This is a genomic window from Leifsonia sp. CL147, assembly GCF_900114565.1.
Taxonomy (GTDB): Bacteria; Actinomycetota; Actinomycetes; order Actinomycetales; family Microbacteriaceae; genus Leifsonia.
The window spans coordinates 15,424-41,325 of record NZ_FOTM01000012.1; the positions used below are offsets into that span (position 1 = coordinate 15,424).

The 25,902-nt window shown below is 68.4% G+C and carries 26 protein-coding genes; 23 read left to right on the forward strand and 3 right to left on the reverse strand.

Annotated elements, in window-relative coordinates; genetic code table 11:
- The first annotated feature begins 358 nt into the window (after positions 1–358).
- The 4 genes from dnaB to BM287_RS11255 all read left to right on the forward strand — a co-directional run bounded on the left by dnaB (position 359) and on the right by BM287_RS11255 (position 3,335).
- Complete coding sequence (gene dnaB, locus BM287_RS11240; protein WP_090039538.1) at positions 359–1,732, forward strand: replicative DNA helicase; 1,374 nt, start codon at positions 359–361, stop codon at positions 1,730–1,732.
- A 49-nt stretch (positions 1,733–1,781) separates the two neighbouring features.
- A complete protein-coding gene (locus tag BM287_RS11245) occupies positions 1,782–2,291 on the forward strand; it encodes a hypothetical protein (protein ID WP_090039541.1) in 510 nt (169 codons plus the stop codon).
- 112 nt (positions 2,292–2,403) lie between these two features.
- Complete coding sequence (locus tag BM287_RS11250) at positions 2,404–3,006, forward strand: DUF308 domain-containing protein (protein WP_090039543.1); 603 nt, start codon at positions 2,404–2,406, stop codon at positions 3,004–3,006.
- On the forward strand, positions 3,003–3,335 hold the full coding sequence (locus BM287_RS11255) for a hypothetical protein (protein WP_170857525.1): 333 nt from the start codon (positions 3,003–3,005) through the stop codon (positions 3,333–3,335). The genes BM287_RS11250 and BM287_RS11255 overlap by 4 nt, the downstream gene beginning before the upstream one ends.
- 103 nt (positions 3,336–3,438) lie before the next feature.
- Here BM287_RS11255 and purB read toward each other — a convergent pair whose 3' ends face one another.
- Both purB and BM287_RS11265 read right to left on the reverse strand, forming a co-directional pair.
- Entirely contained in the window at positions 3,439–4,818 is a 1,380-nt protein-coding gene (gene purB, locus BM287_RS11260; RefSeq protein ID WP_090039757.1) for an adenylosuccinate lyase, read from the reverse strand.
- Between the two features lie 91 nt (positions 4,819–4,909).
- The gene (locus BM287_RS11265; protein ID WP_090039548.1) at positions 4,910–5,296 is read right to left on the reverse strand and encodes a phage holin family protein; all 387 of its coding nucleotides are present in this window, start codon (positions 5,294–5,296) and stop codon (positions 4,910–4,912) included.
- Positions 5,297–5,435: 139 nt separating this feature from the next.
- Between BM287_RS11265 and BM287_RS11270 the strand changes: the two genes are divergently transcribed.
- The 15 genes from BM287_RS11270 to BM287_RS11340 all read left to right on the forward strand — a co-directional run bounded on the left by BM287_RS11270 (position 5,436) and on the right by BM287_RS11340 (position 20,301).
- The gene (locus tag BM287_RS11270; RefSeq protein WP_280140945.1) at positions 5,436–6,545 is read left to right on the forward strand and encodes a pyridoxal phosphate-dependent aminotransferase; all 1,110 of its coding nucleotides are present in this window, start codon (positions 5,436–5,438) and stop codon (positions 6,543–6,545) included.
- 4 nt (positions 6,546–6,549) lie between these two features.
- Entirely contained in the window at positions 6,550–7,689 is a 1,140-nt protein-coding gene (gene pdhA / locus BM287_RS11275) for a pyruvate dehydrogenase (acetyl-transferring) E1 component subunit alpha (protein ID WP_090039551.1), read from the forward strand.
- A 368-nt stretch (positions 7,690–8,057) separates the two neighbouring features.
- Complete coding sequence (locus tag BM287_RS11280; protein WP_170857531.1) at positions 8,058–9,017, forward strand: alpha-ketoacid dehydrogenase subunit beta; 960 nt, start codon at positions 8,058–8,060, stop codon at positions 9,015–9,017.
- Positions 9,018–9,090: 73 nt separating this feature from the next.
- Positions 9,091–10,530, forward strand: a complete 1,440-nt coding sequence (locus BM287_RS11285) for a dihydrolipoamide acetyltransferase family protein (RefSeq protein ID WP_090039555.1) — start codon at positions 9,091–9,093, stop codon at positions 10,528–10,530.
- A 789-nt stretch (positions 10,531–11,319) separates the two neighbouring features.
- Positions 11,320–12,438: a YcaO-like family protein gene (locus BM287_RS11290; protein ID WP_170857526.1), complete on the forward strand. Its 1,119-nt coding sequence runs from the start codon at positions 11,320–11,322 to the stop codon at positions 12,436–12,438.
- An 8-nt stretch (positions 12,439–12,446) separates the two neighbouring features.
- Positions 12,447–13,637 carry an MFS transporter gene (locus tag BM287_RS11295; protein ID WP_139230660.1) on the forward strand — a complete coding sequence of 397 codons (1,191 nt, stop codon included), beginning with the start codon at positions 12,447–12,449 and terminating at the stop codon, positions 13,635–13,637.
- 95 nt (positions 13,638–13,732) lie between these two features.
- Positions 13,733–14,650, forward strand: coding sequence for a metal ABC transporter solute-binding protein, Zn/Mn family (locus BM287_RS11300; protein ID WP_090039562.1), 918 nt, complete (start codon positions 13,733–13,735; stop codon positions 14,648–14,650).
- Positions 14,647–15,507, forward strand: coding sequence for a metal ABC transporter ATP-binding protein (locus tag BM287_RS11305; RefSeq protein WP_090039564.1), 861 nt, complete (start codon positions 14,647–14,649; stop codon positions 15,505–15,507). Before BM287_RS11300 ends, BM287_RS11305 begins: the two co-directional genes overlap by 4 nt.
- A complete protein-coding gene (locus BM287_RS11310; protein WP_090039567.1) occupies positions 15,504–16,394 on the forward strand; it encodes a metal ABC transporter permease in 891 nt (296 codons plus the stop codon). Before BM287_RS11305 ends, BM287_RS11310 begins: the two co-directional genes overlap by 4 nt.
- 6 nt (positions 16,395–16,400) lie before the next feature.
- A complete protein-coding gene (locus tag BM287_RS11315; RefSeq protein WP_090039569.1) occupies positions 16,401–16,817 on the forward strand; it encodes a Fur family transcriptional regulator in 417 nt (138 codons plus the stop codon).
- A gap of 137 nt (positions 16,818–16,954) precedes the next feature.
- Positions 16,955–17,191 carry a 50S ribosomal protein L28 gene (rpmB, locus tag BM287_RS11320; RefSeq protein ID WP_018188988.1) on the forward strand — a complete coding sequence of 79 codons (237 nt, stop codon included), beginning with the start codon at positions 16,955–16,957 and terminating at the stop codon, positions 17,189–17,191.
- A complete protein-coding gene (gene rpmG / locus BM287_RS11325; RefSeq protein WP_090039571.1) occupies positions 17,191–17,358 on the forward strand; it encodes a 50S ribosomal protein L33 in 168 nt (55 codons plus the stop codon). Before rpmB ends, rpmG begins: the two co-directional genes overlap by 1 nt.
- A 2-nt stretch (positions 17,359–17,360) precedes the next feature.
- Positions 17,361–17,666, forward strand: coding sequence for a 30S ribosomal protein S14 (gene rpsN / locus BM287_RS11330; protein WP_090039573.1), 306 nt, complete (start codon positions 17,361–17,363; stop codon positions 17,664–17,666).
- Positions 17,667–17,912: 246 nt separating this feature from the next.
- Entirely contained in the window at positions 17,913–18,197 is a 285-nt protein-coding gene (locus BM287_RS11335; RefSeq protein WP_090039575.1) for an HU family DNA-binding protein, read from the forward strand.
- Positions 18,198–18,330: 133 nt separating this feature from the next.
- Positions 18,331–20,301, forward strand: a complete 1,971-nt coding sequence (locus BM287_RS11340) for a bifunctional copper resistance protein CopD/cytochrome c oxidase assembly protein (RefSeq protein WP_170857527.1) — start codon at positions 18,331–18,333, stop codon at positions 20,299–20,301.
- 46 nt (positions 20,302–20,347) lie between these two features.
- Here the strand turns inward: BM287_RS11340 and BM287_RS11345 are convergent, their stop codons facing one another.
- Complete coding sequence (locus BM287_RS11345; protein ID WP_090039579.1) at positions 20,348–21,388, reverse strand: hypothetical protein; 1,041 nt, start codon at positions 21,386–21,388, stop codon at positions 20,348–20,350.
- A gap of 93 nt (positions 21,389–21,481) precedes the next feature.
- On the opposite strand from BM287_RS11345, the gene BM287_RS11350 reads away from it, so the two are divergent.
- From BM287_RS11350 to BM287_RS11365, 4 genes are all read left to right on the forward strand, one after another.
- Positions 21,482–22,813 (forward strand): ATP-dependent DNA helicase, encoded by a 1,332-nt coding sequence (locus BM287_RS11350; RefSeq protein WP_090039581.1) that lies wholly within the window; start codon positions 21,482–21,484, stop codon positions 22,811–22,813.
- Positions 22,814–22,853: 40 nt separating this feature from the next.
- Positions 22,854–23,207, forward strand: a complete 354-nt coding sequence (locus tag BM287_RS11355) for an FHA domain-containing protein (protein WP_090039583.1) — start codon at positions 22,854–22,856, stop codon at positions 23,205–23,207.
- A gap of 96 nt (positions 23,208–23,303) precedes the next feature.
- Positions 23,304–24,575 (forward strand): serine hydrolase domain-containing protein, encoded by a 1,272-nt coding sequence (locus tag BM287_RS11360; RefSeq protein ID WP_090039586.1) that lies wholly within the window; start codon positions 23,304–23,306, stop codon positions 24,573–24,575.
- A gap of 561 nt (positions 24,576–25,136) precedes the next feature.
- Positions 25,137–25,886 carry an ABC transporter permease gene (locus BM287_RS11365; RefSeq protein WP_090039590.1) on the forward strand — a complete coding sequence of 250 codons (750 nt, stop codon included), beginning with the start codon at positions 25,137–25,139 and terminating at the stop codon, positions 25,884–25,886.
- The last annotated feature ends 16 nt before the right edge of the window (positions 25,887–25,902 follow it).

Here is a 25,902-nt window from a genome sequence, read left to right on the forward strand (position 1 = left end):
GCCAAGGTTGAACACCGACTTCAAGGAAGTTTTTACCCACAGGGTGGGGAAAGTAAAACACCTGGTCAGAGCCGACATGTCTGCAGAAACTTCTTTCTTGTCCACAGGCTTCCACACACCTTCTACACACGCTCTACGGCGTTTCGCGCAGATTATCCCCAGTTTTATCCACAGGCTGAGTTGTGAGAGTGGACAGGGGTTCATATGGTGGACGGACGTTGATGGACGGCAGCCGCGGATGAGCGGCGATGTCGGAGGTCGTCCCGACAATCGAACCGGGGGGCTTTCCGCGTGATGAACGCGGGAAGGTGTCCCACGGCTGTTCCGTCATGCCCGGAGCGTGAAGTGAGGAGAGAACGTGTCGATCGCCCATATCGGTCTGGCCGACGGTCGTGACCCGGGCGAGGCCCGTTCCCCGGAGCGGACGCCTCCGCATGATCTCCTGGCGGAGCAGAGCGCCCTGGGCGGCATGCTGCTCAGCAAGGATGCGGTGGCCGACGTCGTCGAAGTCGTCCGTGGGACCGACTTCTACATCCCGAAGCACGAGATCGTCTACGACGCCATCCTGTCGCTGTACTCGCACGGTGAGCCCACCGACGTGATCACCGTCACCGACGAGCTGACCAAGATCGGCGAACTCTCTCGGGCCGGCGGAGCCGAGTACCTGCACACCCTGACCAGCCTCGTCCCCACCGCCGCCAACGCCGGCTACTACGCCAACATCGTCGCCGAGAAGGCCCTCCTCCGCCGCCTCGTCGAAGCCGGCACGCGGATCACGCAGATGGGCTACAAGGCCGAGGGCGAGGTTCTCGACCTCGTCAACAGCGCGCAGGCCGAGATCTACTCGGTCACCGGCACGCAGGAGGTCGAGGACTACGTCCCGCTCACCGAGGCCGTGACCGTCGCGATCGACGAGATCGAGGCCGCGAAGCACAAGGACGGCTCCATGACCGGAGTCCCCACCGGCTTCGCCGAACTGGACGAGCTGACCAACGGCCTGCATCCCGGTCAGATGGTCATCGTGGCGGCCCGGCCGGCGCTCGGAAAGTCGACCCTCGCGCTCGACTTCGCCCGTGCTGCCGCCATCAAGCACGACATGGCCACCATCTTCTTCTCCCTCGAGATGGGCCGAAGCGAGATCGCGATGCGCCTGCTGTCCGCCGAATCCTCTGTCCCCCTGCAGAACATGCGCAAGGGAACGGTCGACAACCGCGACTGGACGACCATCGCATCCACGCGCGGCCGCATCAACGACGCTCCTCTTTATATCGACGACAGCCCGAACATGACGCTGGTCGAGATCCGCGCCAAATGCCGCCGCCTGAAGCAGCGCGTCGGGCTGAAGATGGTCGTCATCGACTACCTCCAGCTGATGACGAGCGGCAAGCGTGTAGAGAGCCGCCAGCAGGAGGTCAGCGAGTTCTCCCGAGCCCTGAAGCTCCTGGCGAAGGAGCTCCAGGTCCCGGTCATCGCACTGTCCCAGCTGAACCGTGGCCCCGAGCAGCGCGCCGACAAGCTCCCGGCCCTGAGCGACCTCCGCGAGTCCGGATCGATCGAGCAGGACGCCGACGTCGTCATCCTGCTTCACCGCGAGTCCGCCTACGAGAAGGACAACCCGCGAGCGGGCGAGGCCGACCTCATCGTCGCCAAGCACCGCAACGGCCCCACCCGAACCGTGACGGTGGCGTTCCAGGGCATGTACTCCCGCTTCGCGGACATGGCCCCGATCTAATCCTCCGGGAGGACGCGGACCGATCGCCGGACGTGGTGCACTGGCAAGCATGATCGGCATCCTCCTTCCGGTGCTGCAGGGCGCGGCCAGCGCGGCACTCGCTCTCGTGGCGTTCGCCCTCGCTGTGACGTGGCCGTCCCTGCTTCCGTCGATCGTCGGTGTCCGGAGGGACGGGGCGCGCCTCGCCGCCTTCGCCGGACTCGGCATCGTGCTGGTGCTGGCAGCGTCGGCCGTCTATCTGACGCCGGGCCTGCTCCTGCGAGATCCCATGGGGCTGCTGCTCTCTGTGCCTGTGGTGGCGCTCTGGCTCCTCGGGGCGGTCGCCCTGGTCGTGCGCGGAATCGTGATGGATGGCGCTGTCCGCGCGATCTCGTTCGCGTTCGCCGTGGTCGCTGTGACGGGGGCGCTAGCCGGGGTCGCTGCCGCCGTGCTCGCGCAGTACGACATCGCCGACAGGGTCACCCCGACCGGCGCGTTTCTGCTCGCCGTGGGAGCTGTCGCCGCTGTGATCTTCTGGGCTCGCGAGGGGGAGCCGGAGGCGCATCCCACCCGCGCCTGACGGGGCGAGGGTGGGACGCGGCGACGGTCGATCGGAGGCCGGTGGATGCGGCGAACGCGCAGAAGGCCGCGACTAGACTGGATGGCGAATCCCCGATGAAAGAGGTCGCCGAGTGGCTACCGCCGTCCCTGCCCCGCATCCGAACGCCCACGCGCACAGCCGGTACTGGCTCGTCCCCGCCGTTCGCGCCATCGTGGCACTCGCCGCCGGGGCGGTCATCACGTTCACCCGGGATGCGCACACTCCCGTCTTCGGACTCATCGTCTTCGGTCTCTTCGCCATCGTCGACGGCCTGGCCACGGGCATCCTCAGTGCCCTCTTCGCCGGACCCCGGCTGACCCGCACGCTCTTCGCGGTCCAGGGCGGGATCGGCCTCCTCGCCGGCGTGCTGGCGCTGGCCCTCACCGGCGGCGGGCTCGGGCTCTTCCTCTACCTGGTGACGGTGTGGGCCGCGCTCACCGGTTTCCTGGAGCTCTACAACGGCATCCGCGAGCGGCGCCGGGATGCGGCAGCCCGCGACTGGCTCATCACCGGGGCGATCACGGCGGTGCTCGCGCTGGCGCTGCTGTTCTCGCCCGCCGACGCCGTGCTGGCGATCGGGCTGTTCGGCGCCTGGGCCGTCATCGTCGGCGTCTTCCAGGCGATCGGGGCGGCGACGTTGCGGGGTGCCGCGCGCACCCGGGCGCAGTCGCACGGAGCGGAGACCGGATCATGACCTCCGGCGACAAGAAGGACCCTCGAGTGACCCAGAACCTCCAGCCCAGCCGTCGCGACCGGTTCCTCCCGGTCGAGCTGATCGGCATCTCCGCCGGCCTCGCCGTCTTCGTCGGTCTGATCGTGCTCGTCGCGACGCGCGAGTTCGTCCTCGCCGGAGTGGCCCTCGGGATCACCTTCATCGTGTCGCTCGTGCTCCTCGCGCTCTTCGCGCTGGCCTTCAAGCCGACCGAAGCCGAGGTGGAGGACATCCACGAGCAGGATGCCGAGGCGCGCGCCAAAGCCGCCCGGCAACGCGCCGAGGGTGACGACCGGCCGCAGGGGCACTGAACCCGGAGCCGGAGCCGGGGCCTGAACCCGGAGCCGGGGCCGATGCCCGACGGGTCGCTGGAGAGGCCGACCGCGACGGGGCGCCCGACCCCCGGGCCGCCGGTTACAGGTAGTCGACCAGTTCGGACGCCAGGCCGATGTACCTCGCCGGGGTGAGCGCGAGCAGGCGGTTCTTCGCCGCCTGCCCGATCTCCAGCCCGTCGACGAACTCCGTCAGGGCAGCGTGGTCCACGCGCTTGCCGCGCGTCAGCTCCTTGAGGAGTGCGTACGGGTCGGAGATGCTGGAGCGACCGGCCGTGACCTCCGCGCGGATGACGGTCTGGATGGCCTCGGCCAGCACCTCCCAGTTGGCGTCGAGGTCCGCGGCGAGTGCCTGCCGGTCGATGGCGATCTGGCCGAGGCCGCGCTCGATGTTGTCGAGCGCCAGGAGGGAGTGCCCGAGTCCGACGCCGATGTTGCGCTGCGTGGTCGAGTCGGTCAGATCCCGCTGGAGGCGGCTGGTGACCAGGGTCGCGGCGAGCGAGTCGAGCACGGCGCTGGAGAGCTCGAGGTTGGCCTCCGCGTTCTCGAATCGGATCGGGTTGACCTTGTGCGGCATCGTCGACGAACCGGTGGCGCCCGGCTCGGGAACCTGCCGGAAGTAGCCGAGCGAGATGTAGGTCCAGATGTCCGTGCACAGGTTGTGCAGGATGCGGTTGGCGTGCGAGATGCGCGAATACAGCTCCGCTTGCCAGTCGTGCGGCTCGATCTGAGTGGTCAACGGGTTCCAGTCGAGGCCGAGGCTCTCGACGAACTCCTGCGAGATGCGCGGCCAGTCGGCCTCCGGGTCGGCGACCAGGTGGGCGGCGAAGGTGCCCGTCGCGCCGCTGAACTTCCCGAGGTGGACGCCGCCCTCGATCTGGGCGAGGACCCGCTCCAGGCGGTGCACGAAGACCGCGAGCTCCTTGCCCATGGTGGTCGGTGTCGCCGGCTGGCCGTGCGTGCGTGCGAGCATCGCGTCGCCGCGGTACTGCTTCGCCTGCACGCGGAGCTCGGCGATGACGGCGCGGAACTTCGGCAGCCACGACTCGCGGACCGCCGCACTCACCGTAAGTGCGTACGAGAGGTTGTTGATGTCCTCGCTCGTCGCGGCGAAATGGGTCAGCTCCGCGATGTGGTCCAGGCCCAGCGCGTGGAGTCGCTCGCGGACCAGGTACTCGACCGCCTTCACGTCGTGCCGGGTGGTCGCTTCGAGCTCCGCCAGCCGGTCGATCTCGGGCTGGCCGAAGTCGTCCGCGAGAGCCCGCAGCGCTTCGGTCTGCTCGGCGGACAGCGGGGAGGACCCGAACATCCTGTGCTCGGTGAGGAAGACGAGCCACTCGACCTCCACCTGGACGCGCGCCCGGTTCAGCCCCGCCTCCGACAAGTGGTCGCCGAGCCCGATCACGACGGGCCGGTAGCGGCCGTCGAGGGGACTGAGCGGCTGGGGAGGCAGGGCGGTCATGGTGCTCCTCGCGAGGTCGAGCGGCGGGTACCCCACCATTCTCCCGCACGCGACTGCAGGCCGCGGACCCCACGCGTGCGGGCCGCGGACCTCAGGTGCGCCGGGTGGGACGCACGAGCAGCCCGAGCAGCCAGGCGATGATACCGAGGACGAGCGCACCGAGCACGCCCCACCAGAACCCTGCGACGTACAGTCCGAACCCCATCGCTCCGCTGATCCAGGACACGATGAGAAGGAGGAAGGCGTTGACGATCAGCGAGATCAGCCCCAGCGTCAGGATGTAGAGCGGGAGGGCGACGATTCGGATGATCGTGCCGATGACCGCGTTCACGATGCCGAAGATCAGGGCGATGAGCAGGAACGTGAGCACCGTGGCCGTGGTTCCCGAGGCGTAGGGACGGACGCTCACGCCGCTGACGATCAGCGTCGTGAGCCAGAGGGCGAAGGCGTTGATGATCAGCCTGAGCAGGAATCGCATGGCCTCATCCTTCCAGGGAGCGGGGCCGGGGTACAGGGGTGCGGCCGCCTACGCGTGATGCGCTTGATCCCCAGGCGGCGTCCATCCACAGGTTTGCGGAATTCCCCTGGAAGTATGCGGGCGCGGCTAAGTTGGGTCTGTGAGTTCCGATGACCTGCCCGGCGTGAGACTACGCCCTGAAATCGTCGCGGTGCCGCCCTACAAGCAGGGGCGACCGGCGCCGGTCGATGGCTTCAAGCTGTCCAGCAACGAGAATCCCTTCACCCCCCTGCCCTCGGTGGTGGATGCGGTGGCCGCGACGCTGCGGCAGCTGAACCGCTACCCGGATGCGGGCGGAGGGGACCTGCGGCAGCGCCTCGCCGAGCGGCACGGTGTGGGCGTCGGCCAGGTGCACCTGGGCAGCGGCTCGGTCGCACTGCTCTCGCAGTTCATCTCGGCGGCGGCCGGAGCGGGCGACGAGGTCGTGTACTCCTGGCGCTCCTTCGAGGCCTACCCGGGGCTGGTGACCGTGACGGGGGCGACGAGCGTCCAGGTCCCGAACCTCCCGGACGGAAGCCACGACCTGGAGGCGATGGCCGCGGCGATCACGGACCGCACCCGCGTCGTGATCGTGTGCACGCCGAACAACCCGACGGGCACGATCGTCACGGCGGCTGACTTCGAGGCCTTCATGGCTCGCGTGCCCTCCGACCTCCTGGTGCTGCTCGACGAGGCGTACTTCGAGTTCGTCACCGATGACGCGGCGGTGGACGGCATCCCCCTCCTCTCGCGCTACCCCAACCTCGTGGTGCTGCGGACCTTCTCCAAGGCCTACGGGCTCGCCGGGTTGCGCATCGGCTATGCCATCGGTCCGCAGGCGGTGCTCGACGCAGCGCGTTCGGCGGCCATCCCGCTCTCGGTCACGGACGCCTCCCGCATTGCCGCACTGGCCTCGATCGACGCGGAGGACGAGTTGCTGGAGCGTGTGGCACGTGTCGCCATGCGGCGGGACCGGCTCCGGGATGCGCTGCTCGCGCAGGGCTGGGCCGTCCCGGAGGCTCAGGGGAACTTCGTGTGGCTGGCCACGGGGGCGGAGACGGCAGACGCCAACGACGCATTCTTCGACGCCGGGCTGACCGTGCGGGCTTTTCCGCCGGAGGGCATCCGCATCAGTGTCGGCGAGGAGGAATCTGTGGACAAACTCCTGCAGGTCAGTGGGGATATTGTGCAGAACCTACCAAATGGCCACCCCGCCAAGCGGTTAGGTTAGAACGGTGGTTGCGACGAACGAGATCCCGCGCCCGGCGAACACGGTCCAGCTGCTCACCGCTGACGGCCGGTTCCAGCCGAGCGAGACGTCGGCGGAGTACCTCCCGTACCTGGAGAACCTCGACGAGAACGACTACCGCACCTTCTACCGCGACATGGTCCGCGTCCGTCGTTTCGACGACGAGGCGGCGAACCTGCAGCGCCAGGGGCAGCTCGGCCTCTGGGTGCCGAGCCACGGCCAGGAGGGCGCCCAGGTCGGGTCGGCTCGCGCGGCGAAGCCGCAGGACCACCTGTTCCCCTCGTACCGGGAGCACGTCGTCGGTCTGATCCGCGGCGTCGACCCGGTCGGCATCGTGGGTGTCTTCCGCGGTGTCGCGCACGGCGGGTGGGACCCGACCGATCCCGCCATCGGCAACTTCCACCTCTACACGCTGGTCATCGGATCGCAGTCGCTGCACGCGACCGGCTATGCGATGGGCATGAAGCTCGACGGCAAGGTCGGGACGGGCGACCCCACGCAGGACGCGGCGACGATCGTCTACTTCGGCGATGGCGCGACCAGCCAGGGCGACGTCAACGAGGCGTACGTCTTCGCCGCCAGCTACCAGACGCCGCAGGTGTTCTTCCTGCAGAACAACCACTGGGCCATCTCAGTGCCGGTCTCGACGCAGTCGCGCACTCCTCTTTATCTGCGTTCGAGCGGCTTCGGCATCCCGGGCGTCCAGATCGACGGCAACGATGTGCTGGCGGCCTATGCGGTCACGGCGAAGCATCTCGACGACGCGCGCAGCGGCGAAGGTCCCAGCATGATCGAGGCCCTGACCTACCGGATGGGCGCGCACACCTCCAGCGACGACCCGTCCAAGTACCGCTCGGACGACGAGCTCGCCTACTGGGCCGAGCGCGACCCGATCCGGCGCTTCCGGGTGTTCCTCGAGGAGCAGGGCGTCGGGCAGGCGTTCTTCGACAGTGCCGATGAGGAGGCGGCGGATCTCGCCGCCGATGTCCGCAGGCGGACGCTCGCGCTGACGCCGCCGCCGGTCGCATCCATGTTCCAGCACGTCTACAGTGAGCCGCATCCCGTCACGGAGGAGCAGCAGCGCTGGTTCGAGGAGTACGAGTCGTCCTTCGGAGGTGACGCATGAGCGAGGTGAGGAGCGAGGCCGAGTACAGCGAGGCCGAGTACGTGGAGGCCGAGCTGATCGACGGCGAGCCCGAGAGCGACGCGGACGAGAACGAGGGCCAGGGCGACGACGAATCGTCTCCCGATGCTGCGTCCCCCGACTCGACGAACGACGACTCGGCCGACTTCGACTCGACGTTGCTGGACACGCAGGCGATCGACGTCGTCGAGATCATCGAGAGCGACCCCGGCGCGCGCGTGCTCGAAGAGCACGTCGCCGAACAGGAGTGGACCCGCGAGTTCGTGGTCGAGGACGAGCCAGGCGAGGACCCGGGTCCCGCTCCAGATGTAGTCGACGCCCCGCCCGAGCCGCGCATCCAGTCGCTGCCGATGGTGAAGGCGTTGAACGCCGGACTGCGGCGCGCCCTAGCGGATGACCCGCGCGTCCTTCTCATGGGAGAGGACATCGGGCCCCTGGGCGGCGTCTTCCGGGTGACGGAGGGACTGCAGAAGGAGTTCGGTCCCCAGCGCGTCATGGACACCCCGCTCGCCGAGGCCGGCATCATCGGCACGGCGATCGGGCTGGCGATGCGCGGCTACCGGCCGGTGCTCGAGATCCAGTTCAACGGATTCGTCTTCCCCGGCTTCGATCAGATCACCACACAGCTCGCCAAGATGACCAACCGGCACGGCGGCAAGCTGGCGTTCCCCGTCGTCATCCGCATCCCGCACGGCGGCCACATCGGCGCCGTGGAGCACCACCAGGAGGCGCCCGAGGCGTACTTCGCGCACACCGCCGGCCTCCGGGTCGTCGCGCCGTCGACCCCGCATGACGCGTATTGGATGATCCAGGAGGCGATCCGCTCGGACGACCCGGTGGTCTTCTTCGAGCCGATGAGCCGTTACTGGCCCAAGGGCGAGGTCGACCTGGTCGAGAACGGTACGCCGCTGCACGCGAGCCGCGTGGTGCGCACGGGCACCGATGCGACCATCGTCGCCTGGGCCGGGATGGTGAGCGTCGCGCTCCGCGCTGCCGAGCTCGCCGCCGAGGAGGGACGCAGCCTGGAGGTCATCGACCTCCGGTCGCTCTCGCCCGTCGACTACGGGCCGGTCATCGCGTCCGTCCAGAAGACAGGCCGCCTGATCGTCGCGCAGGAGGCGCCGGGCAACGTGTCCGTCGGTTCCGAGGTGGCGGCGACCCTCGCCGAGAAGGCGTTCTACTCGCTCGAGGCACCGGTGCTGCGCGTCTCCGGGTTCGACGTGCCGTTCCCGCCGGCGAACCTGGAAGAGCTCTACCTGCCGGACGCCGACCGCATCCTCGAGGCCGTCGACCGGGCGCTGGCCTACTGAGCGCCCCGCCCTTGCCGGCAGGGGCGGACCCGGCCGGCGCCGACCCACAGCAACAGACAGAGAGAAGTCGCAGATGAGCGAGTCCCAGTTCCTCCTGCCCGATGTGGGCGAGGGCCTGACCGAGGCGGAGATCGTCTCGTGGAAGGTCACGCCGGGCGAGCAGGTCGCGGTGAACCAGGTGATCGTCGAGATCGAGACCGCCAAGTCGCTGGTCGAGCTGCCGTCGCCGTTCGAGGGAACCGTGGGCGAGCTCCTCGTCTCCGAGGGTCAGACGGTCGAGGTCGGCACGCCGATCTTCACCGTGACGAGCGGCAGTGAGACGGCCGGGCCCCAGCCCGAGCCGGAGCCGGCGGAGGAGGTCGCCGCCGACGCTGCGGCGACCGTCTCGCACGAGGAGGATCCGAAGCCGGGCGCCGTCCTGGTGGGCTACGGCTCCTCGGGGCACGGCACGAGCCGTCGCCGCCGCGTGACGCATCCCGGAACGGCTTCGATCCCCGTATCGTTCTCGGGATCGATCGCACCCGCCGCCACGTCGTCGCAGACCGCCGCCGCACCATCCGGCACCGCGGCCTCCCCCGCGGCGCACGCTTCGGCGATCGCCCACGCGGCGCCGTCCGCCCACGCGGCGCCGTCCGCCCACGCGGCGCCGTCCGGGCCGGTCTTCGCCAAGCCGCCGGTGCGCAAGCTCGCCAAGGACCTCGGCGTCGACATCACCGTTGTGACCCCCACCGGCCCGATCGGCGACGTCACCCGCGACGACGTCCTGCGCGAGGCGACCCAGGTGACCGTGTTCCGCAACATCCAGACGCCGGAATGGCCGAACGACCGCGAGGACCGCATCCCGGTCAAGGGCGTCCGGAAGGCGATCGCGACCGCGATGACCTCGAGCGCGTTCAGCGCCCCGCACGTCAGTCTGTTCGTCGATGTGGACGCGACGCGGACCATGGAGTTCGTCAAGCGGCTCAAGAATTCGGCCGACTTCGCCGGAGTGAAGGTCTCTCCCCTGCTCATCATGGCCAAGGCCATGATCTGGGCCGTCCGCCGCAACCCGACGGTGAACTCGTCGTGGACGGACGAGGAGATCATCGTCCGCCACTACGTCAATCTCGGGATCGCCGCGGCCACGCCGCGCGGCCTCATCGTGCCCAACATCAAAGAGGCGCAGGGCATGACTCTGCTGGAGCTCGCGAAGCAGCTCGAGCAGCTGACCCTCACCGCCCGCGACGGCAAGACCCCGCCGTCCGACATGAGCGGCGGGACGATCACGATCACGAACATCGGTGTGTTCGGGATGGACACCGGCACGCCCATCCTGAACCCCGGTGAGGTCGGCATCGTGGCCCTCGGCACCATCAAGCAGAAGCCGTGGGTGGTCGACGGCGAGGTGCGTCCGCGTTTCGTCACCACGCTCGGCGCATCCTTCGACCATCGCGTCGTGGATGGCGACGTCGCCTCCCGTTTCCTGGCGGATGTCGCCTCCATCATCGAGGAGCCCGCGCTGCTCCTGGATTAATGAGGCATATATACCCAAATACAAACCTTTCTTGGGTACATCTCAGTTGCTACCGTCGGTAGGAGGGCAAACCCGCCCTCCTATCGAGAGGAAGCACATGATCAACTCCGACATCCTTGACGACGTCGCTGCGCCTCAGGCAGCGACTCGCCAGGCAGGCGGCTACACGACCCGTCAGGCCGGCGGATACACCACGCGATAAGGGAACGTGCGGACCAGTGCGGCTCCGCGCTGGTCCGTATATCTCCTTACGAGCTCATGAACTCCCTGTTCGATCAGATACGACCGCATATTCACGTTGATCACGCCGCTTCGCGCTTTCCTTCAGACACCATCCGAACGGCGGTATTCACACACCCGGAGAGGGCGGAGCTCTTCGTTGTCGGCTGCGTCGGCATCGGAGACGATGCGGGCTGTGTTCGATGCCTCCAACGCAAAGTCGATCTACTCATGGAGCGGGTCGACAGAGCGGATACTTCGCTATCGCCTGACGGTTTCACGGAGGCCGTTGTCGAAGCGGGGCGGGCCGGAGTGCCTCTTGCGATAACGAACGCGGTGGTGGGGCAGAACTGGTCCGTGGTCGTTCCGTGGCTGGACTGCCGCCCATGCCGCGCGAGACGTGGGCGCCGCACGACGCCCGTCGGACTCGCCCGGGCGCCACAACAGGCGCTTCCCATTGCGGAGGGTCTCACGTGGGGTAGTGGGATTCCCCGTTCCGGAAGTGCGCACGAATTCGTAAGGGAACACCGCGGCTGGTTCGGGTTCGCAGGGGTACTCCTGAACCCGATTATGAGCGAGGGTGGAGGTGTCTTCACCGCCGACACCGCGATGTTCCTCGACGAGCGAGAACCGCTGGCGCCCGTCGGGGGCAAAGGCACAAGCGCTGAACAAGCTCTTGCGAGTTGCCTCGGTGAGGGAATCGAGCGCTTTGCGATCGCGGGAGGGCTTGACAACCCACTGCCGGTAACGGCCCGCGGAGATGATGCCGAGTGCGCAACGGCACCATGGCGCGACGCTGTGGACTTCGATGGGACGCGCGTAGAACTTGGGGCAGGTGACTTCGTGTCGCTTCTCACGTTGGATTCGCTGTCGAACGGCGGCGGCCGGCTCTTTCCTGCAAGCCTCGTGTACGCCCCCTACACGCCTGAGGAGGGCCATCGTTCGCCAACGCCCAGCAGCACGACCGGGGCGGCGGTAGGAAGGACGCTGGACGAAGCGACCATTCAAGCCGTTCTCGAACTCATCGAACGGGACAGTTTCTGGTACTACAGCCGTTGCCTGAAGGCAACGACAAAATTGTGCCTGGATGATCATCCGCTTGCTCAGCAAATCGCCGAAGCAAGTGGAGTTCAGATCCACGCGGCGGTCATGGACAACCCGTTCTCTATCCCCGTCGTCCACATCACACTGACTCGTCCCTCCATCGCGGGTGGCGCGCGAACCGCGCGAGGGATCGGAGCGTCGACCACGCTCGCAGGGGCAACGCAAAAGGGTCTGATCGAAGCCATGCAGATGCTCCGTTCGCTGGACACGGGCATCGACATAAAACCCTCCCTGACCGACATGCGAGCTCTCTGGTTCGATGGCACGTCTCGCGATGCATTCCCGCACCTTTTCGCCCCCGACGATCCGCCTGCTATCAGTTGGCGGGGGCTGGAAGGCTCGCCGGGAGAAGCTGGATCTCCGGATGCGGTCCTTGACTCCCTCATACAACGTGCGAATCGAGCCGGCGTTGAGCTGTACCGGCACGTGTTCGCGGCGGAGGCAGGGTTTGCGGCGGTCCGATGCATCGCCGACCGCATTCTTCCGCTCGACGACCACTACTTTCCGGCGCTGAATCGATTCGCCGACTGGGACCCGGGCATAACGCACGGCCAATGGTCCTATGGTGGACCGCTCTTCATGTGAGGCTCTCCGTGCGAAGAACTGGTTTTGCCATTTGGGCCTTCCTTGCTCTGTCCGGACTGGGAGTGGGATGCTTCACGGTTGCCGACAATCTCTACTTCCAGAGCCGCGGATACTCGACCGCTGTGATCGGCGGTCTCGTCGCAGTGTTCAATATCGCCGTGGCGGTGGCCGAGATCCCGGCTGCCATCGTCTTCGACCGAAGATCGTATTGGCTGGCCATCCAGCTAGGGAATCTCACACGGACGGCGGCCCTCGTTCTCTTCTTCCTGTCGTTGGGACTGGTGGCGGATGTCGCGGCCGAAGCGTTGGCGGGTGTCGGCGCCGCGGCCATGAGCGGCACCTCTTACGCCTACGTTCTCAACCGCCTCAACGGCGATCCCGCACAGCAGAGGCGAGCGCTCGGTCGCATCGCGTGGCTCGGGGCCGCCGCCTCGCTTCTCGGTGGTCTCGTGGGCGCGTGGTCGTTCAGCGTCTCGCCCCGATCGATCTGGCTCGGAGGGGCCGTGTGCATGGCGGTCGCAGGGGCGGCCCTGCTGCTCGGCCACCGGGGTCGAGGGTCAGGCTCAAGCTTCGCGAAAGGCGAGGTGGAGCCGCTGCGTCACTACCTTCGCGGGTTGGGTGTTCTCGCGGCGCACCCTCGGGCCTGGATGTCGGTCATCGCCAACGCGGCCTTGGTCGGCCCCCTCATCCTGTGGCAGCTGCGGCTCGGTGGAAGTGTCATCGCCACGGTCCTTCTCGGGTTCGCCGTCATGAAGGTGGCGGGCGTCGTGGGCGGCCGACTGATCGCCGGGCGCCGAATACCGCGCGGCCTCCTTCCGCTGTTGATCGGCGGCAACGCCGCAGCGATCGCGGTCTTTGCCCTTGCCGGCAACAGCATCATCGTGGTCGCCTCGTTCGGCGCGCACGTGGTGGCGCATGTCGCCATCAGCGTCTACTGCTCGGCGCAGTTCCACGAGGTCGTGCCGGACAGTCGCCGGGCCGGCGCCTCGTCCGTGGTCTCGCTCTTGGGTTCCGGTCTCACCGCGCTCGCCGCGATCGCGGTCGGGATGCTTGCAGAGCAGTCTGCGCTCGCCGCGGTCGTCCCGAGCTTGCTTCTGTATGGGCTTGTTCTCGCTATCGCCATCGGAAGCGGAATCCGCGCGCGGCGGAAGGCGGGCGGGGTGCGGGACACCGAGGAGCCCGCGCTGCTCCTGGATTGAATTTGACAATCATTTTCAATAAGACGTAGCCTGAGCCGGTGCCCGCGACCGCGGGCACACCCTTCGTGTCGTTCGCGACTTAGACAGGCTCATCCATGAAGACGCGCTCCATCGTCTCCGCCCTCGCGGCAGCCGCCGCCGCAACCGCCGCCGTAGCGGCGCTCGCCGGCTGCTCCGCCTCGCCCTCCGCAGGATCCGGCGACGGTACCGTCCGTGTCGTCGCCAGCACCAACGTGTACGGGAACATCGCCGAGACGATCGGCGGCGACGCCGTCCACGTCACGTCGCTGATGTCCGACCCCGCACAGGACCCGCACTCCTTCGAGGCCAGCGCCCAGAACCAGCTGGCCGTCTCCAAGGCCGACGTCGTCGTCGAGAACGGCGGAGGCTACGACGATTTCATGCACACGCTCGTCACGGGCGCCAAGAACCAGGACGCCCAGGTGCTGAATGTCGTCGAACTGTCCGGCAAGAAGCCGGTCGATGGCGAGCTCAACGAGCACGTCTGGTACGACTTCCCCACGATCCGCACCCTCGCGACCGCACTCGCGACAGCGCTCGGTAAGGCCGATCCTGCGCATAAAGCCACATTCGAAGCGAACGCGCAGGCGTTCAGCCAGAAGGTCGCCGCCCTCGAATCCACCGAAGCGCAGTTGAAGGCGTCGCACGGTGGGGAGGGTGTCGCGATCACCGAGCCCGTTCCGCTCTACCTGCTCGACGCGATCGGGCTCGTCAACAAGACTCCGGAGAAGTTCAGCGCCGCCATCGAAGGGGAGAACGATGTCTCCCCCGTCGTGCTCGAGCAGACCCTGAAACTCTTCAGCGCGCACCGGGTGAAGCTCCTGGCGTACAACGAGCAGACCACAGGCGCCGAGACGGAACGGGTGCTCGCCTCTGCGAAGCAGGCCGGCATCCCGGTCGTGCCCATGACCGAGACGCTGCCCAGCGGCGAGGACTACCTCAGCTGGATGCGTGCCAATCTCGCTGCCGTCAGAAAGGCGCTGGGCGGATGACCGAACCACTCGAACTCGTCGCACCGCCGGTCGAGGGCCAGGTCGTCCTCCGGCTGCGGGATGCGTCCCTCGGCTTCGGCGACCGGACGCTGTGGAGCGGCCTGGATCTCGATGTGCACGCCGGCGAGTTCGTCGCCGTGCTCGGCCCGAACGGCTCCGGGAAGACCAGCCTCCTGCGCACCATCCTCGGCCAGCAGCAGCTCGACGACGGCGAGATCGCCTTCGAGGGCCGCGCGGTGCGCCGCGGCGACCGCCGCATCGGGTACATCCCCCAGCAGAAGCTCATCCCGGCCGGCACCCCGATGCGCGCGCGCGACCTCGTCGCCCTGGGCGTCAACGGTCACCGTTGGGGCCTGCCTCTCCCCCGCCGGACCGACCGGGACCAGGTGGAGCGGCTCATCGACGCGGTGGGCGCGCGGCGCTACGCCGACACGGCCGTCGGATCGCTCTCCGGCGGCGAGCAGCAGCGGCTCCGGGTCGCGCAGGCGCTCGCCGGAGACCCGGCCCTGCTGCTGTGCGACGAGCCTCTGCTCTCGCTCGACCTGCAGCACCAGCGCGGCGTCAGCGAGCTGATCGACCGTCGCCGACGGGACCACGGCAGCGCGGTCGTCTTCGTCACGCACGATGTGAACCCGGTGCTCGGGATGGTGGACCGCGTCCTGTACCTGGCCGGCGGCCGGTTCCGCACCGGGACCCCGGACGAGGTGCTGCGCAGCGAGGTCCTGACCGACCTGTACGGGACGCCCGTCGACGTCATCCGCAGCCGCGGCCGGATCGTCGTGGTCGGCATCCCGGATGCCGAGACCCACGACCACCACGATCACATTCGCGAGGCGCACCCGGAGCCGGTCGCATGACGCACCTGGATCTGTGGTCGCAGCTGTTCGACTTCACCGACTACGGCGAGCTGCTCCTCCTCGTCAAGAACTCGATCTTCGCCGGGGCGGTGCTCGGCATCATCGGAGGCCTGATCGGGGTCTTCGTGATGCAGCGCGACATGGCCTTCGCGGTGCACGGGATCAGTGAGCTCTCCTTCGCGGGTGCGGCGGTGGCCCTGCTGCTCGGCGTGAACGTCGTGGCCGGGTCCCTCGTCGGCTCGCTCGTCGCCGCGATGCTCATCGGCCTGCTCGGCGCGAAAGCACGCGACCGCAACTCGATCATCGCGGTCCTCATGCCGTTCGGTCTCGGTCTCGGAATCCTGGCGCTCGCGCTCTATCCCGGCCGCAGCGCCAACAAGTTCGGCCTGCTGACCGGCCAGATCGTCTCGGTCGACGACCCGCAGCTCGGGTCGCTGCTCGTCATCGGCGCGATCGTCCTGGTGGCGCTGCTCCTCATCTGGCGGCCTCTGACCTTCGACAGCCTGGATGCGGACGTCGCCGCCTCGCGCGGCGTCCCGACCCGCTTCGTCGCGCTCGCGTTCATGGTGCTGCTCGGCCTCGCGGTCGCCGTCTCGGTGCAGATCGTGGGCGCGCTGCTGGTGCTGTCGCTGTTGGTCACGCCGGCCGCGGCGGCGATGCGGATCTCGTCCTCGCCGCTCGGAGTCCCGCTGATCAGCGTCGGCTTCGCGCTGGTATCGGTCGTCGGCGGCATCCTGCTCGCTCTCGGAAGCGCCCTGCCGATCAGTCCCTACGTGACGACGATCTCGTTCCTCATCTACGCGGTCTGCCGCGTCGTCGGGGGTCGTCGTGCCCGCCGGCGGACCGCGGCGAAGACCTCTCGGCGACTCGTGAGCCAGGCGGGCTAGCCTGGGATCGTGAAGCGGAACACCTGGCAGCGGGAGGCCGTCCGCGAGGCTCTGACCTCGACGGAGGGCTTCATCAGCGCGCAGGGACTGCACCTGAGCCTCCACGAGGCCGGCTCCCCGATCGGCCTGGCTACGGTGTATCGCGCGCTCGCCGACCTGGCGGCGGAAGGCGATGCCGACTCGCTGCAGTCGCCCGAGGGCGAAGCCCTCTACCGGGCGTGCACGACCGGCCATCACCACCACCTGATCTGCCGCAACTGCGGGCTCACGGTGGAGATCGAGGCGGATGCGGTCGAGCAGTGGGCGCGTCAGGCCGCGGCAGCGCACGGGTTCACGCAGGCGCAGCACGTGGTCGACGTCTTCGGGCTGTGCGCCGCGTGCACAGCCCTGAGTGATTTGGCCGGCACCGCCCCGATGCCGTAGCATGGATGTTTGGCTGAGTGGGCTCCTCCCACTCAGATCGTGTACGAACCCCCCAGACGAATCGCTTGGGGAAGTCGTGCGCCGACAAGTGACCTTGGGTGGTGCCGTCCGGCACCACGGTATTGGAGAAGAAAGCAATGGCAGCAGTGTGCCAGGTGACAGGAGCCGTTCCCGGCTTCGGTCACAACATCTCGCACTCGCACCGCCGCACCAAGCGACGGTTCGACCCGAACATCCAGAAGAAGACGTACTACGTTCCGTCCCTTCGCCGTAACGTCACCCTGACCCTGAGTGCCAAGGGCATCAAGGTCATCGACGCCCGTGGCATCGAGTCCGTGGTCAAGGACCTCCTGGCCCGTGGGGAGAAGATCTAATGGCGAAGCAGCAGGACATCCGTCCGATCATCAAGCTCCGTTCGACGGCGGGCACCGGTTACACCTACGTGACCAAGAAGAACCGTCGCAACGACCCCGACCGCCTCGTGCTCAAGAAGTACGACCCTGTCGTGCGCAAGCACGTCGACTTCCGAGAGGAGCGCTAATCATGGCCAAGACATCCAAGATCGCCAAGAACGAGCAGCGCAAGGTCATCGTCGCGCGCTACGCCACGAAGCGTGCCGAGCTCAAGAAGGCACTCGTCGACCCGAACGGCACCGACGAGTCCCGTGAGGCCGCCCGCATCGGCCTGCAGAAGCTTCCCCGTGACGCCTCCCCGATCCGCGTTCGCAACCGCGACGCCGTCGACGGCCGTCCCCGCGGAAACCTCAGCAAGTTCGGTATCTCGCGGGTCCGCTTCCGCGACATGGCGCACCGCGGCGAGCTGCCCGGCATCACCAAGTCGAGCTGGTAATCCAGCCCGATCGACGCACTCGAGGGGCGTCCGGCTTCGGCCGGGCGCCCCTTCGTCGTGGTCCCCGGGCATGCCTGGAGACCACGATCACGACGGATATCCACTAAACGGTCTGAAGATCCGCGTGTTTCCGCGGGATTCTGATACATTCGAGGCGGTCGTCCGACCAAACGTAATGGCCCGTGTGGCCTCAACCGTTCCACAAAAAAGCTGTAGATCCAGCACAAGGTCCGAGGAGGACACTCAATGGCTGACAACCTGAACAAGACCGAGCTCGTTGCTGCCGTCGCTGCGGCGTCTGGTCAGAGCCAGGCCACCGTCTCCAGCGTCGTCGACGCGTTCTTCAGCACCATCAGCGAGACCGTCGCCAAGGGCGGCAAGGTCACCATCCCGGGCTGGCTCGCCGCCGAGCGCAGCGAGACCGCTGCCCGCACCGGCCGCAACCCGCAGACCGGCGCCGAGATCTCCATCCCGGCCGGTCACCGCGTCAAGCTGACCGCGGGCTCCAAGCTCAAGGCTGCCGTCAAGTAGTCCTTCCCAGCTCTGCCCGAGGGCGGTACCGCGGTTCGCGGTGCCGCCCTTCTCGTTCTCCACAGCTCCTCGTCCCTCCACAGCATCGACGGCTGTGGGCGCCCGCCCAGGGGGTGGGACGTAGGCTGGAGAAGTGCCACGAATCCTCCGCGTGATCGGCCCCGCCGCCCTGCTTCTCGCAGCCGCGGCGGCCATGGTCGGCGCGCTCGCGTTCGGTGGCGGCGCCAGCGCTCCCCTGCTCGCCGATCCCGGCGCGCTGGTGCGCTGGGGGCTCCCTGCGGCGACCCTCGTGGTCAACCTGAGCCTGGCGGGAACGGTCGGCGCCCTCGTGCTCGCCTGCTTCGCATTCAGCCCCGAGCGCGACGAGTACGGAAAGGCCCTCGACTTCGCGGCCGGCAGTGCCGGAGTCATGACCGTGGCGTCCGCTGCGACAGGTCTGTTCACCTTCGTGAGCGTCTCCAATGTGCCGTGGTCGTTCGACTCCACGTTCAGCAACGGGTTGAGCTCCTTCATCACCAGCGTGTCGCTCGGGCAGGCCTGGTTCGGCATCACGCTCATCGCCGCCGTCGTCACCGTGCTGTGCTTCGCCGTGCGCAACCAGACGGCGGTCGCATTCGTCGCGGTCCTCGCGATGGCGGCGGTCGTGCCGATGGCGCAGCAGGGGCACAGCGCCGAGGCGTCCGGGCATGACGCCGCGGTGACCTCCTTCGGCCTGCACGTACTCTTCGCCGGCATCTGGCTAGGCGGGCTCCTGACGCTGGTCGTCGTCAAGCACACCTTCGGGAAGGGCCGGCTGGTCACGGTCCTGGAGCGCTACTCCACGTTCGCGCTGATCTGCTTCCTGGTCGTGGCGGCCTCCGGCTATGTGAACGCGGAGCTCCGCGTCGGCACGCTGGCCGAGCTGGCGACGCCGTACGGCATCCTCGTTCTCGTCAAGGTCGCCGCGCTCGTGGCGCTCGGGCTCTTCGGCGTGACGCAGCGGCGGTACCTGATCGGCCGGCTGAAGGCGACCGGCGAGCCGCGCAGCTTCTGGTGGATCGTCGTGGCCGAGCTCGCCTTCATGGGCATCGCTTCCGGCGTGGCCGCGGCGCTCGCGCGGACCGTGACCCCCGTGCCGCAGACCCGCGCGGCCATCCCGACGCCCGCCGAGATCCTGACCGGCGACAAGCTGCCTCCGGAACTGACGTGGGGACGGCTGTTCACCTCGTGGAACTTCGACCTGCTCTGGGTGCTCGTCTGCGCCTTCGCGCTGTTCTTCTACTTCGCGGGAGTCTGGCGGCTGCGGCGCCGCGGCGACGCGTGGCCGATCCACCGCACGGTGCTCTGGACGCTCGGCATCGTCCTGCTCTTCTACATCACCAACGGCGGCGTGAACGTCTACGAGAAGTACCTGTTCTCGGCGCACATGTCCGCGCATATGGTGCTCACGATGGCGGTCCCGCTGCTCCTGGTCCCCGGCGCTCCCGTGACACTCGCCGCCCGTGCCATCCGCAAGCGGCACGACGGCTCGCGCGGGGGCCGCGAGTGGCTGCTGCTCGCGGTCCACTCGCGCATCGCCGGGTTCCTCTCCAACCCGATCGTCGCCGCCATCCTCTTCGCCGGGTCGCTCTGGGTGTTCTACTACACGCCGGTGTTCCGCTGGGCGACGACCGACCACATCGGGCACGAGTGGATGGTCGTGCACTTCCTCATCACGGGGTACCTGTTCGTGCAGTCGCTGATCGGGATCGATCCGGTCAAGTACCGGCTGCCGTACCCGTTCCGGCTGCTCCTGTTGTTGCTGACGATGGCCTTCCACGCCTTCTTCGGCCTCTCGATCATGCAGATGCACGGGCTCATGCTGGCCGACTGGTTCGGCGCGATGGGCCGCACCTGGGGCGACTCGCCGCTGATCGATCAGCAGGCCGCGGGCGGGATCGCCTGGAGCATCGGCGAGATCCCGACCGTGACGCTCGCCATCGTCGTCGCCATCCAGTGGAGCCGCAGCGACGAGCGCGAGACGAAGCGTCGCGACCGGAACGCCGACCGCACCGGCGACGCGGAACTCCAGGAGTACAACGCGCGCCTGGCCCGGATGGCGGATCGCGACCGGGTCTCCCGCTAGCCGCGCCCGCGTCTCCCCCTAGGCCTGACTGGGCCTCCCGCCAGCCCTACTGGGCGACGACGATGGCGAGGGAGCCGTCGCTGCGGATCGTCACGCTGCTGAGGCTCATCGCGAACGGCTCGGCATCGCTGCGGGTACTGACCGACCCGTCGAAGAGCGACTGCACCGTCACCTTCAGATGGGCGACGCCCGTCATGCGGTCGGTGGTCCACGAGGTGTCGCCCGGGCGGAGACGCACGACCGGGTACGTGCTCATCGACCAGGTCGGATCGCCCTGGACGCGGTCGTCGATCTCGATGCCGAACGGGCATCCCGCCGGCTGCAGCACATGCTGTTCGGCGCACCGGTCCAGGAAGGCGTTCACCTCCTTCTGCACGGCGGAGGTGAAGGATGGGGTCGGCTCGGCATCCACGGTGGTCTCGGTGATGCTCCCCGGGCTCACGGCAGCGACCACCGGGGCGGCCCGGAGGAATGCCGAGGTATGGGACAGCTCGAGGGGCGCCAGCGGAAGGACCAGGTAGTCGGCCGAGACGGTGAACGCACCGGCCGGCTGCTTCGGCGAGGCGGCGCGCGGACTCAGGACATGGCCGCGAACGCTGAACGTGGTCGCGTGCGCGACGGCGATCCGCGAGATGGCGAGCGGAGTGGAAGCGAAGGACCAGGTCGGCAGCAGCCCGAGGACGGATCCCGTCTGACGGACGCGGAAGCTCGCCGAGACCGAGCGCCCGTCCGCGACGGCGTGCACCACCACCGTGTGCACCCCGTCCGTCCCGGCCGAATCCGACGTGATCCGGATGTCCTCGATCGAGGGCAGGACATCGGAGCGCAGCAGCTCACGGGATGCGCCCGTCGGCAGGTGGGCGCTCTCCAGCGCCGCTGCCGTCGGAGCGGCGCCGGGCATGGCCAGCGCGGCCGCGACGTCGTGGGAGGCGATCGAGCCGGCGAACGCCTGCACGAACCCGCTCGGGCTGTAGTACGTCCGCTGGACGGCGCCGAGTCCGGCAGCGAAGGCGGCGAGGAGCAGCACGCCGACAGCCGACCAGAGCAGGACGGCCCGTCGGCGCGTGCGCGCGTCCGCCTCAGCCATGAGGCCATCCTAAGGTTCTGTGGATAAGCGGTCCGGCGCCCGCGCGCAGGGTTAGAGTAGTGCGTCAGGTCGGGCGATACGGAAGGGGCGGGGATGGGGCGGCTTTCCCTCTCGCCGGAGCAGCAGGCGCTGTTCGAGTTGATCGAGCACACCAGAGAACACGTCTTCGTGACCGGTCGTGCCGGTACGGGCAAGTCGACGCTGCTCAACCATCTGGCGTGGAGCACCGAGAAGTCGATCGTGATCTCAGCGCCCACGGGCGTGGCCGCGCTCAATGTCGGCGGCCAGACCATCCACTCGCTGTTCCGCCTCCCCATCGGAGTGATCGCCGACCACGACATCGACCAGACGGCCGAGCTGCGCAAGCTCCTCAACAGCATCGACACGCTGGTGATCGATGAGGTCTCCATGGTCAACGCCGACCTGATGGATGCGATCGACCGCAGCCTCCGCCAGGCCAGGCAGCGCGCCGGGGAACCGTTCGGCGGCGTGCAGGTGGTGCTGTTCGGCGACCCCTACCAGCTGGCGCCCGTCCCCGGCGGCCCCGAGGAGCGCGCCTACTTCGCGGACACCTACCGCTCGATGTGGTTCTTCGACGCGAAGGTGTGGCAGGAGGCCGATCTGCGGATCGTCGAGCTGCTTCAGGTGCATCGCCAGCACGAGTCGGACTTCCGGTTCATGCTCAACGCAGTGCGTCACGGGCAGGTGACCAAGGAGATCGCCGACCGGCTCAACGAAGTCGGTTCGCGTCCGGCGCCGGAGGACGGGACCATCACGCTCGCCACGCGCAACGACACCGTGAACCGCATCAACGCGCAGGCCCTCGGGCGCCTGCCCGGCCGCGTGCTCACGGCGAAGGCCGAGGTGAGCGGCGACTTCGGCGGCCGGAACTATCCCGCGGACGAGTCCCTCGAGCTGAAGGTCGGCGCACAGGTGATGTTCCTGCGCAACGACGTCGGCCAGGGCGACGGGCCGCGGTGGGTGAACGGCACGATCGGCACGGTGACGAAGATCGACTCCACCGTGTTCGTGGACGTCGACGGCGAGGTGCACGAGGTCGAGCCGGCGATCTGGGAAAAGTTCCGGTACACCTGGTCGCCGGCGACCAAGAAGCTGACGAAGGATGTCGTGGCCGAGTTCACCCAGTTCCCGCTGCGGCTGGCGTGGGCGGTCACCATCCACAAGTCGCAGGGCAAGACGTATGACGCGGCGATCGTCGACCTCGGCACCCGCGCCTTCACGTCCGGTCAGACCTACGTCGCCCTCAGCCGGATCACGACGCTCGAGGGTCTGTACCTGACGAGGCCGCTGCGGCCGAGCGACATCATGGTGGACCAGGACGTCGAGCGCTTCATGCGCGACGCGCGGCCGGTTTCCATGCCGGTCACGGGGGCGGGGGCAGCGGCAGGGGCGGCGGCGCGATGAGCGGCCGTGCGGACGCGGCGAGTGGGAAAAGGGGACGGACGTGGCGGTGACCTTCGTGCTGGACTTCAGCGACGGCCAGCACCTGGAGACGAGCGGGAACGGTGTGATCGGCCGCAACCCCGCCGTGCACACTCCGGGGACCGAGTTGGAGGATCCGGGCCACGTCGAGCTGATCACCGTGGAGGATGACGCCAAGTCGGTGTCGCGCGCCCACTTGGCGTTCGGCCAGTTCGACGGCGTCTTCTGGGTGATGGACCTGGGCTCCGCCAACGGGACGACGATCACCTACCCGGGCGATGGGACGTTCGCCTGCGACCCCAAGACGCGGCACGAGGTCGATCCCGGGTCGGTGGTGCGCTTCGGATCCGTCTCGTTCGCACTGACCCGCCGCTGAGCACTGACCCGCCGCTGAGCGCGTCCATCCCGGTCCGCTTTCCGCCGCACGCTACAATCGCTGGACCACGCAGGGCGACCGTCGGGGGATGCAGCGATGCGACGTGACACGAAGTTCGGGCGGTTCGCGCTCGCCGCCGCCGCGGGACTCGTGGCACTGGTACTGACCGGATGCACGTCGACCGTGGGCCGCGCCGACCTCCCCCAGCAGCAGCCCGGAGGCTTCTCGAAGGATGTCGAGACGCGTCTGTCGACGGCTGTCACGGACGCGATGGGCCTGGCCGATGCCTCCGCCGGCTTCGCGGGAGTGTGGGCTCCGTGGGCGGGCAGCTGGACCGCGGCGCTGGGCACCACGACGCGTGGAGGTTCCACTCCGGTGAAGGCGGACATGACCTTCCGCATCGGCCAGAACACCGTGCCGATGACGTGCACCGTGCTGCTGGAGCTCGTGGACGAGGGACGCCTGGGTCTCGACGACCCGGTCGCCAAGTGGGTGCCGGGCCTGGTCGGGGTGGAGGGCGTCACCATGCGGGAGCTCTGCCAGAACACCTCGGGGATCGGCGATTACGCCGGCCAGCTGAACGCCGAGTTCCTGATGAACCCGGCACGGCAGTGGCCGCCCCTCGAACTGGCGAGCGACGGCATTGCGACGCAGCGCTACGGGACCCCCGGCGAGAAGTACGGCCGTTCCCTGACGAACGCGGTACTGGTCGGGATGGCGCTGCAGAACGCGACGGACCGCAGCTGGCCGGACCTGTACAAGCAGTACGTCTTCGACCGGCTGGGCATGACGGCGAGCACCCTTCCGTCGAGTTCCCAGCTCAGCGTGCCCGGTCCGCACGCCGGCGGGTACTCGGCCGGGGTGGATGCGGCCGGCGCGATCGTGTGCGCACCGATGCGCGACGTCAGCCGCCTGTCGCCGTCACAGGGCTGGACCGCCGGCGGCGTTGTGTCGAACGTTCCCGATCTGAAGAACTTCGCGCAGGCGCTCGCCACCGGCAGCCTCCTGAGCAAGAAGTCGCGCACCGACCAGCTGGACGCCGTCGTGGACGGCGAGTCGTGGCAGCGCTACGGCCTCGGCGTGCAGCTGCTCGGGCCGCTTCGCGGCAGCAGCGGCGCCATCCCCGGCTACAGCTCGGCGCTGTTCGCCGACCCGGCCTCGGGCCTGACGATCGTGGTGGCCCTCAACAACTCCACTCCGGGTCCCGGCTTCGCGCAGTCTCTCGCCCAGCGGCTCGCCTCGGTGGTCTCCAAGATCCCGGCGGAGCAGAAGGGCGCCAAGGTCGTCGCCTCGCTCCCCTGGTCGGAGCAGCAGACCATCGACGCCATGACGAAGGCGGCGCCCTGCCCCGCGAAGAAGGCCGGGTGACCGGACGGCGCTGGGCGGTGGCCGGGGCCGCTATCGGGGCGCACCTGGTGTTCTTCGATCTGCTCGGCTGAGAGACTCCACACTTCTCCACCTGTGGATAACCCTGTTGAAAATCCGTGGATACGCAGCAGTATCGTGTGGAGGACACGCGCGAGATTTGTGGACTCACAGATTCCCAGGTTTAATAAATGGCTCCTGACCGGGGCTTCTGTCGTAATGCATTCATAATCGAAGGTCTCTTCGAAAGCACACCGGTGTAATTCACATTGGGCGACACGTTGTGGATGGCCGTGTGGGAAATCGGCAGCAGCACATCCCGGGGACGCTCTGCCGTGACCGCACCCTCGAGCTGTCGAACGTGGACCTGTCTCGGGAGTTCACCAGCCGGATCGTCGCCCAGCGCGGCTTCCGGGCGTGGGAAGGGAGGAGATTCGGGCCGACGCGTCGGGTGACGGCGGGAAACGGAGGTGGATGCGGGCCGGCCCGCGCGGGGGCGCCTCCGTTTCCGTCGTGCGCGACGCCGCCGCGCCCGCTGAGGCGGCCAGCACGTAGGCTCGTGGCGTGCCGATCGTCCAGGAGCTGGCGCCGACCCTGCTCGGGGTGGCGGTGCTCGCGCTCGCCGCGGTGGCGGTGCTCGCCGGCTACGGCGTGCCGCACCGCTGGGCGCCGGCGCTGGCGATCCTGCGGGGCGCAGCGCAGCTCGCCGTCATCAGCCTGGTCCTCGCCGGGGTCATCACGGACCCGCGCTGGGTGGCCCTGGCGCTCCTGGTCATGTTCTCGGTGGCCGCCGGGACGGCTACGCACCGGATCGGCTGGTCGCGCGAGCACGCCCTCATGATGGCGACCGCCATGGCGACCGGGGTGATCGTGTCGTTCTCGGTGGTCTTCCTGACCGGTGCCATCCAGTTCAGCGCGCGCTACGCCCTCGCGATCGGAGGCATCGTGATCGGCAACTCGATGAGCATCGCCACCCTCGCCGGGCGACGCTTCACCGAGGCGGTCCGCGACCACTGGGAGGAGGTGGAGGGGTGGCTCGCCCTCGGCGCGAAGCCCCGGCAGTCGACGCTGGAACTGGCCCGCGGCGCGGTGTACTCGGCGCTCATCCCCTCGGTGGATCAGACCAAGACGACCGGGCTCGTCACCCTCCCGGGCGCCTTCGTCGGCGCCATCTTCGGCGGTGTCTCGCCGCTCGAGGCCGGCCGGTTCCAGGTGGTCGTGCTGGCGGCGATCATGGCGGCGGGGGCGATCACGGCGGTCATCGTGTCCGCGTGGCTGGCGCCCGTGCGGGTCCGTCCCGCCGCTCTGCGCTGACCTGGGGGACATCGCC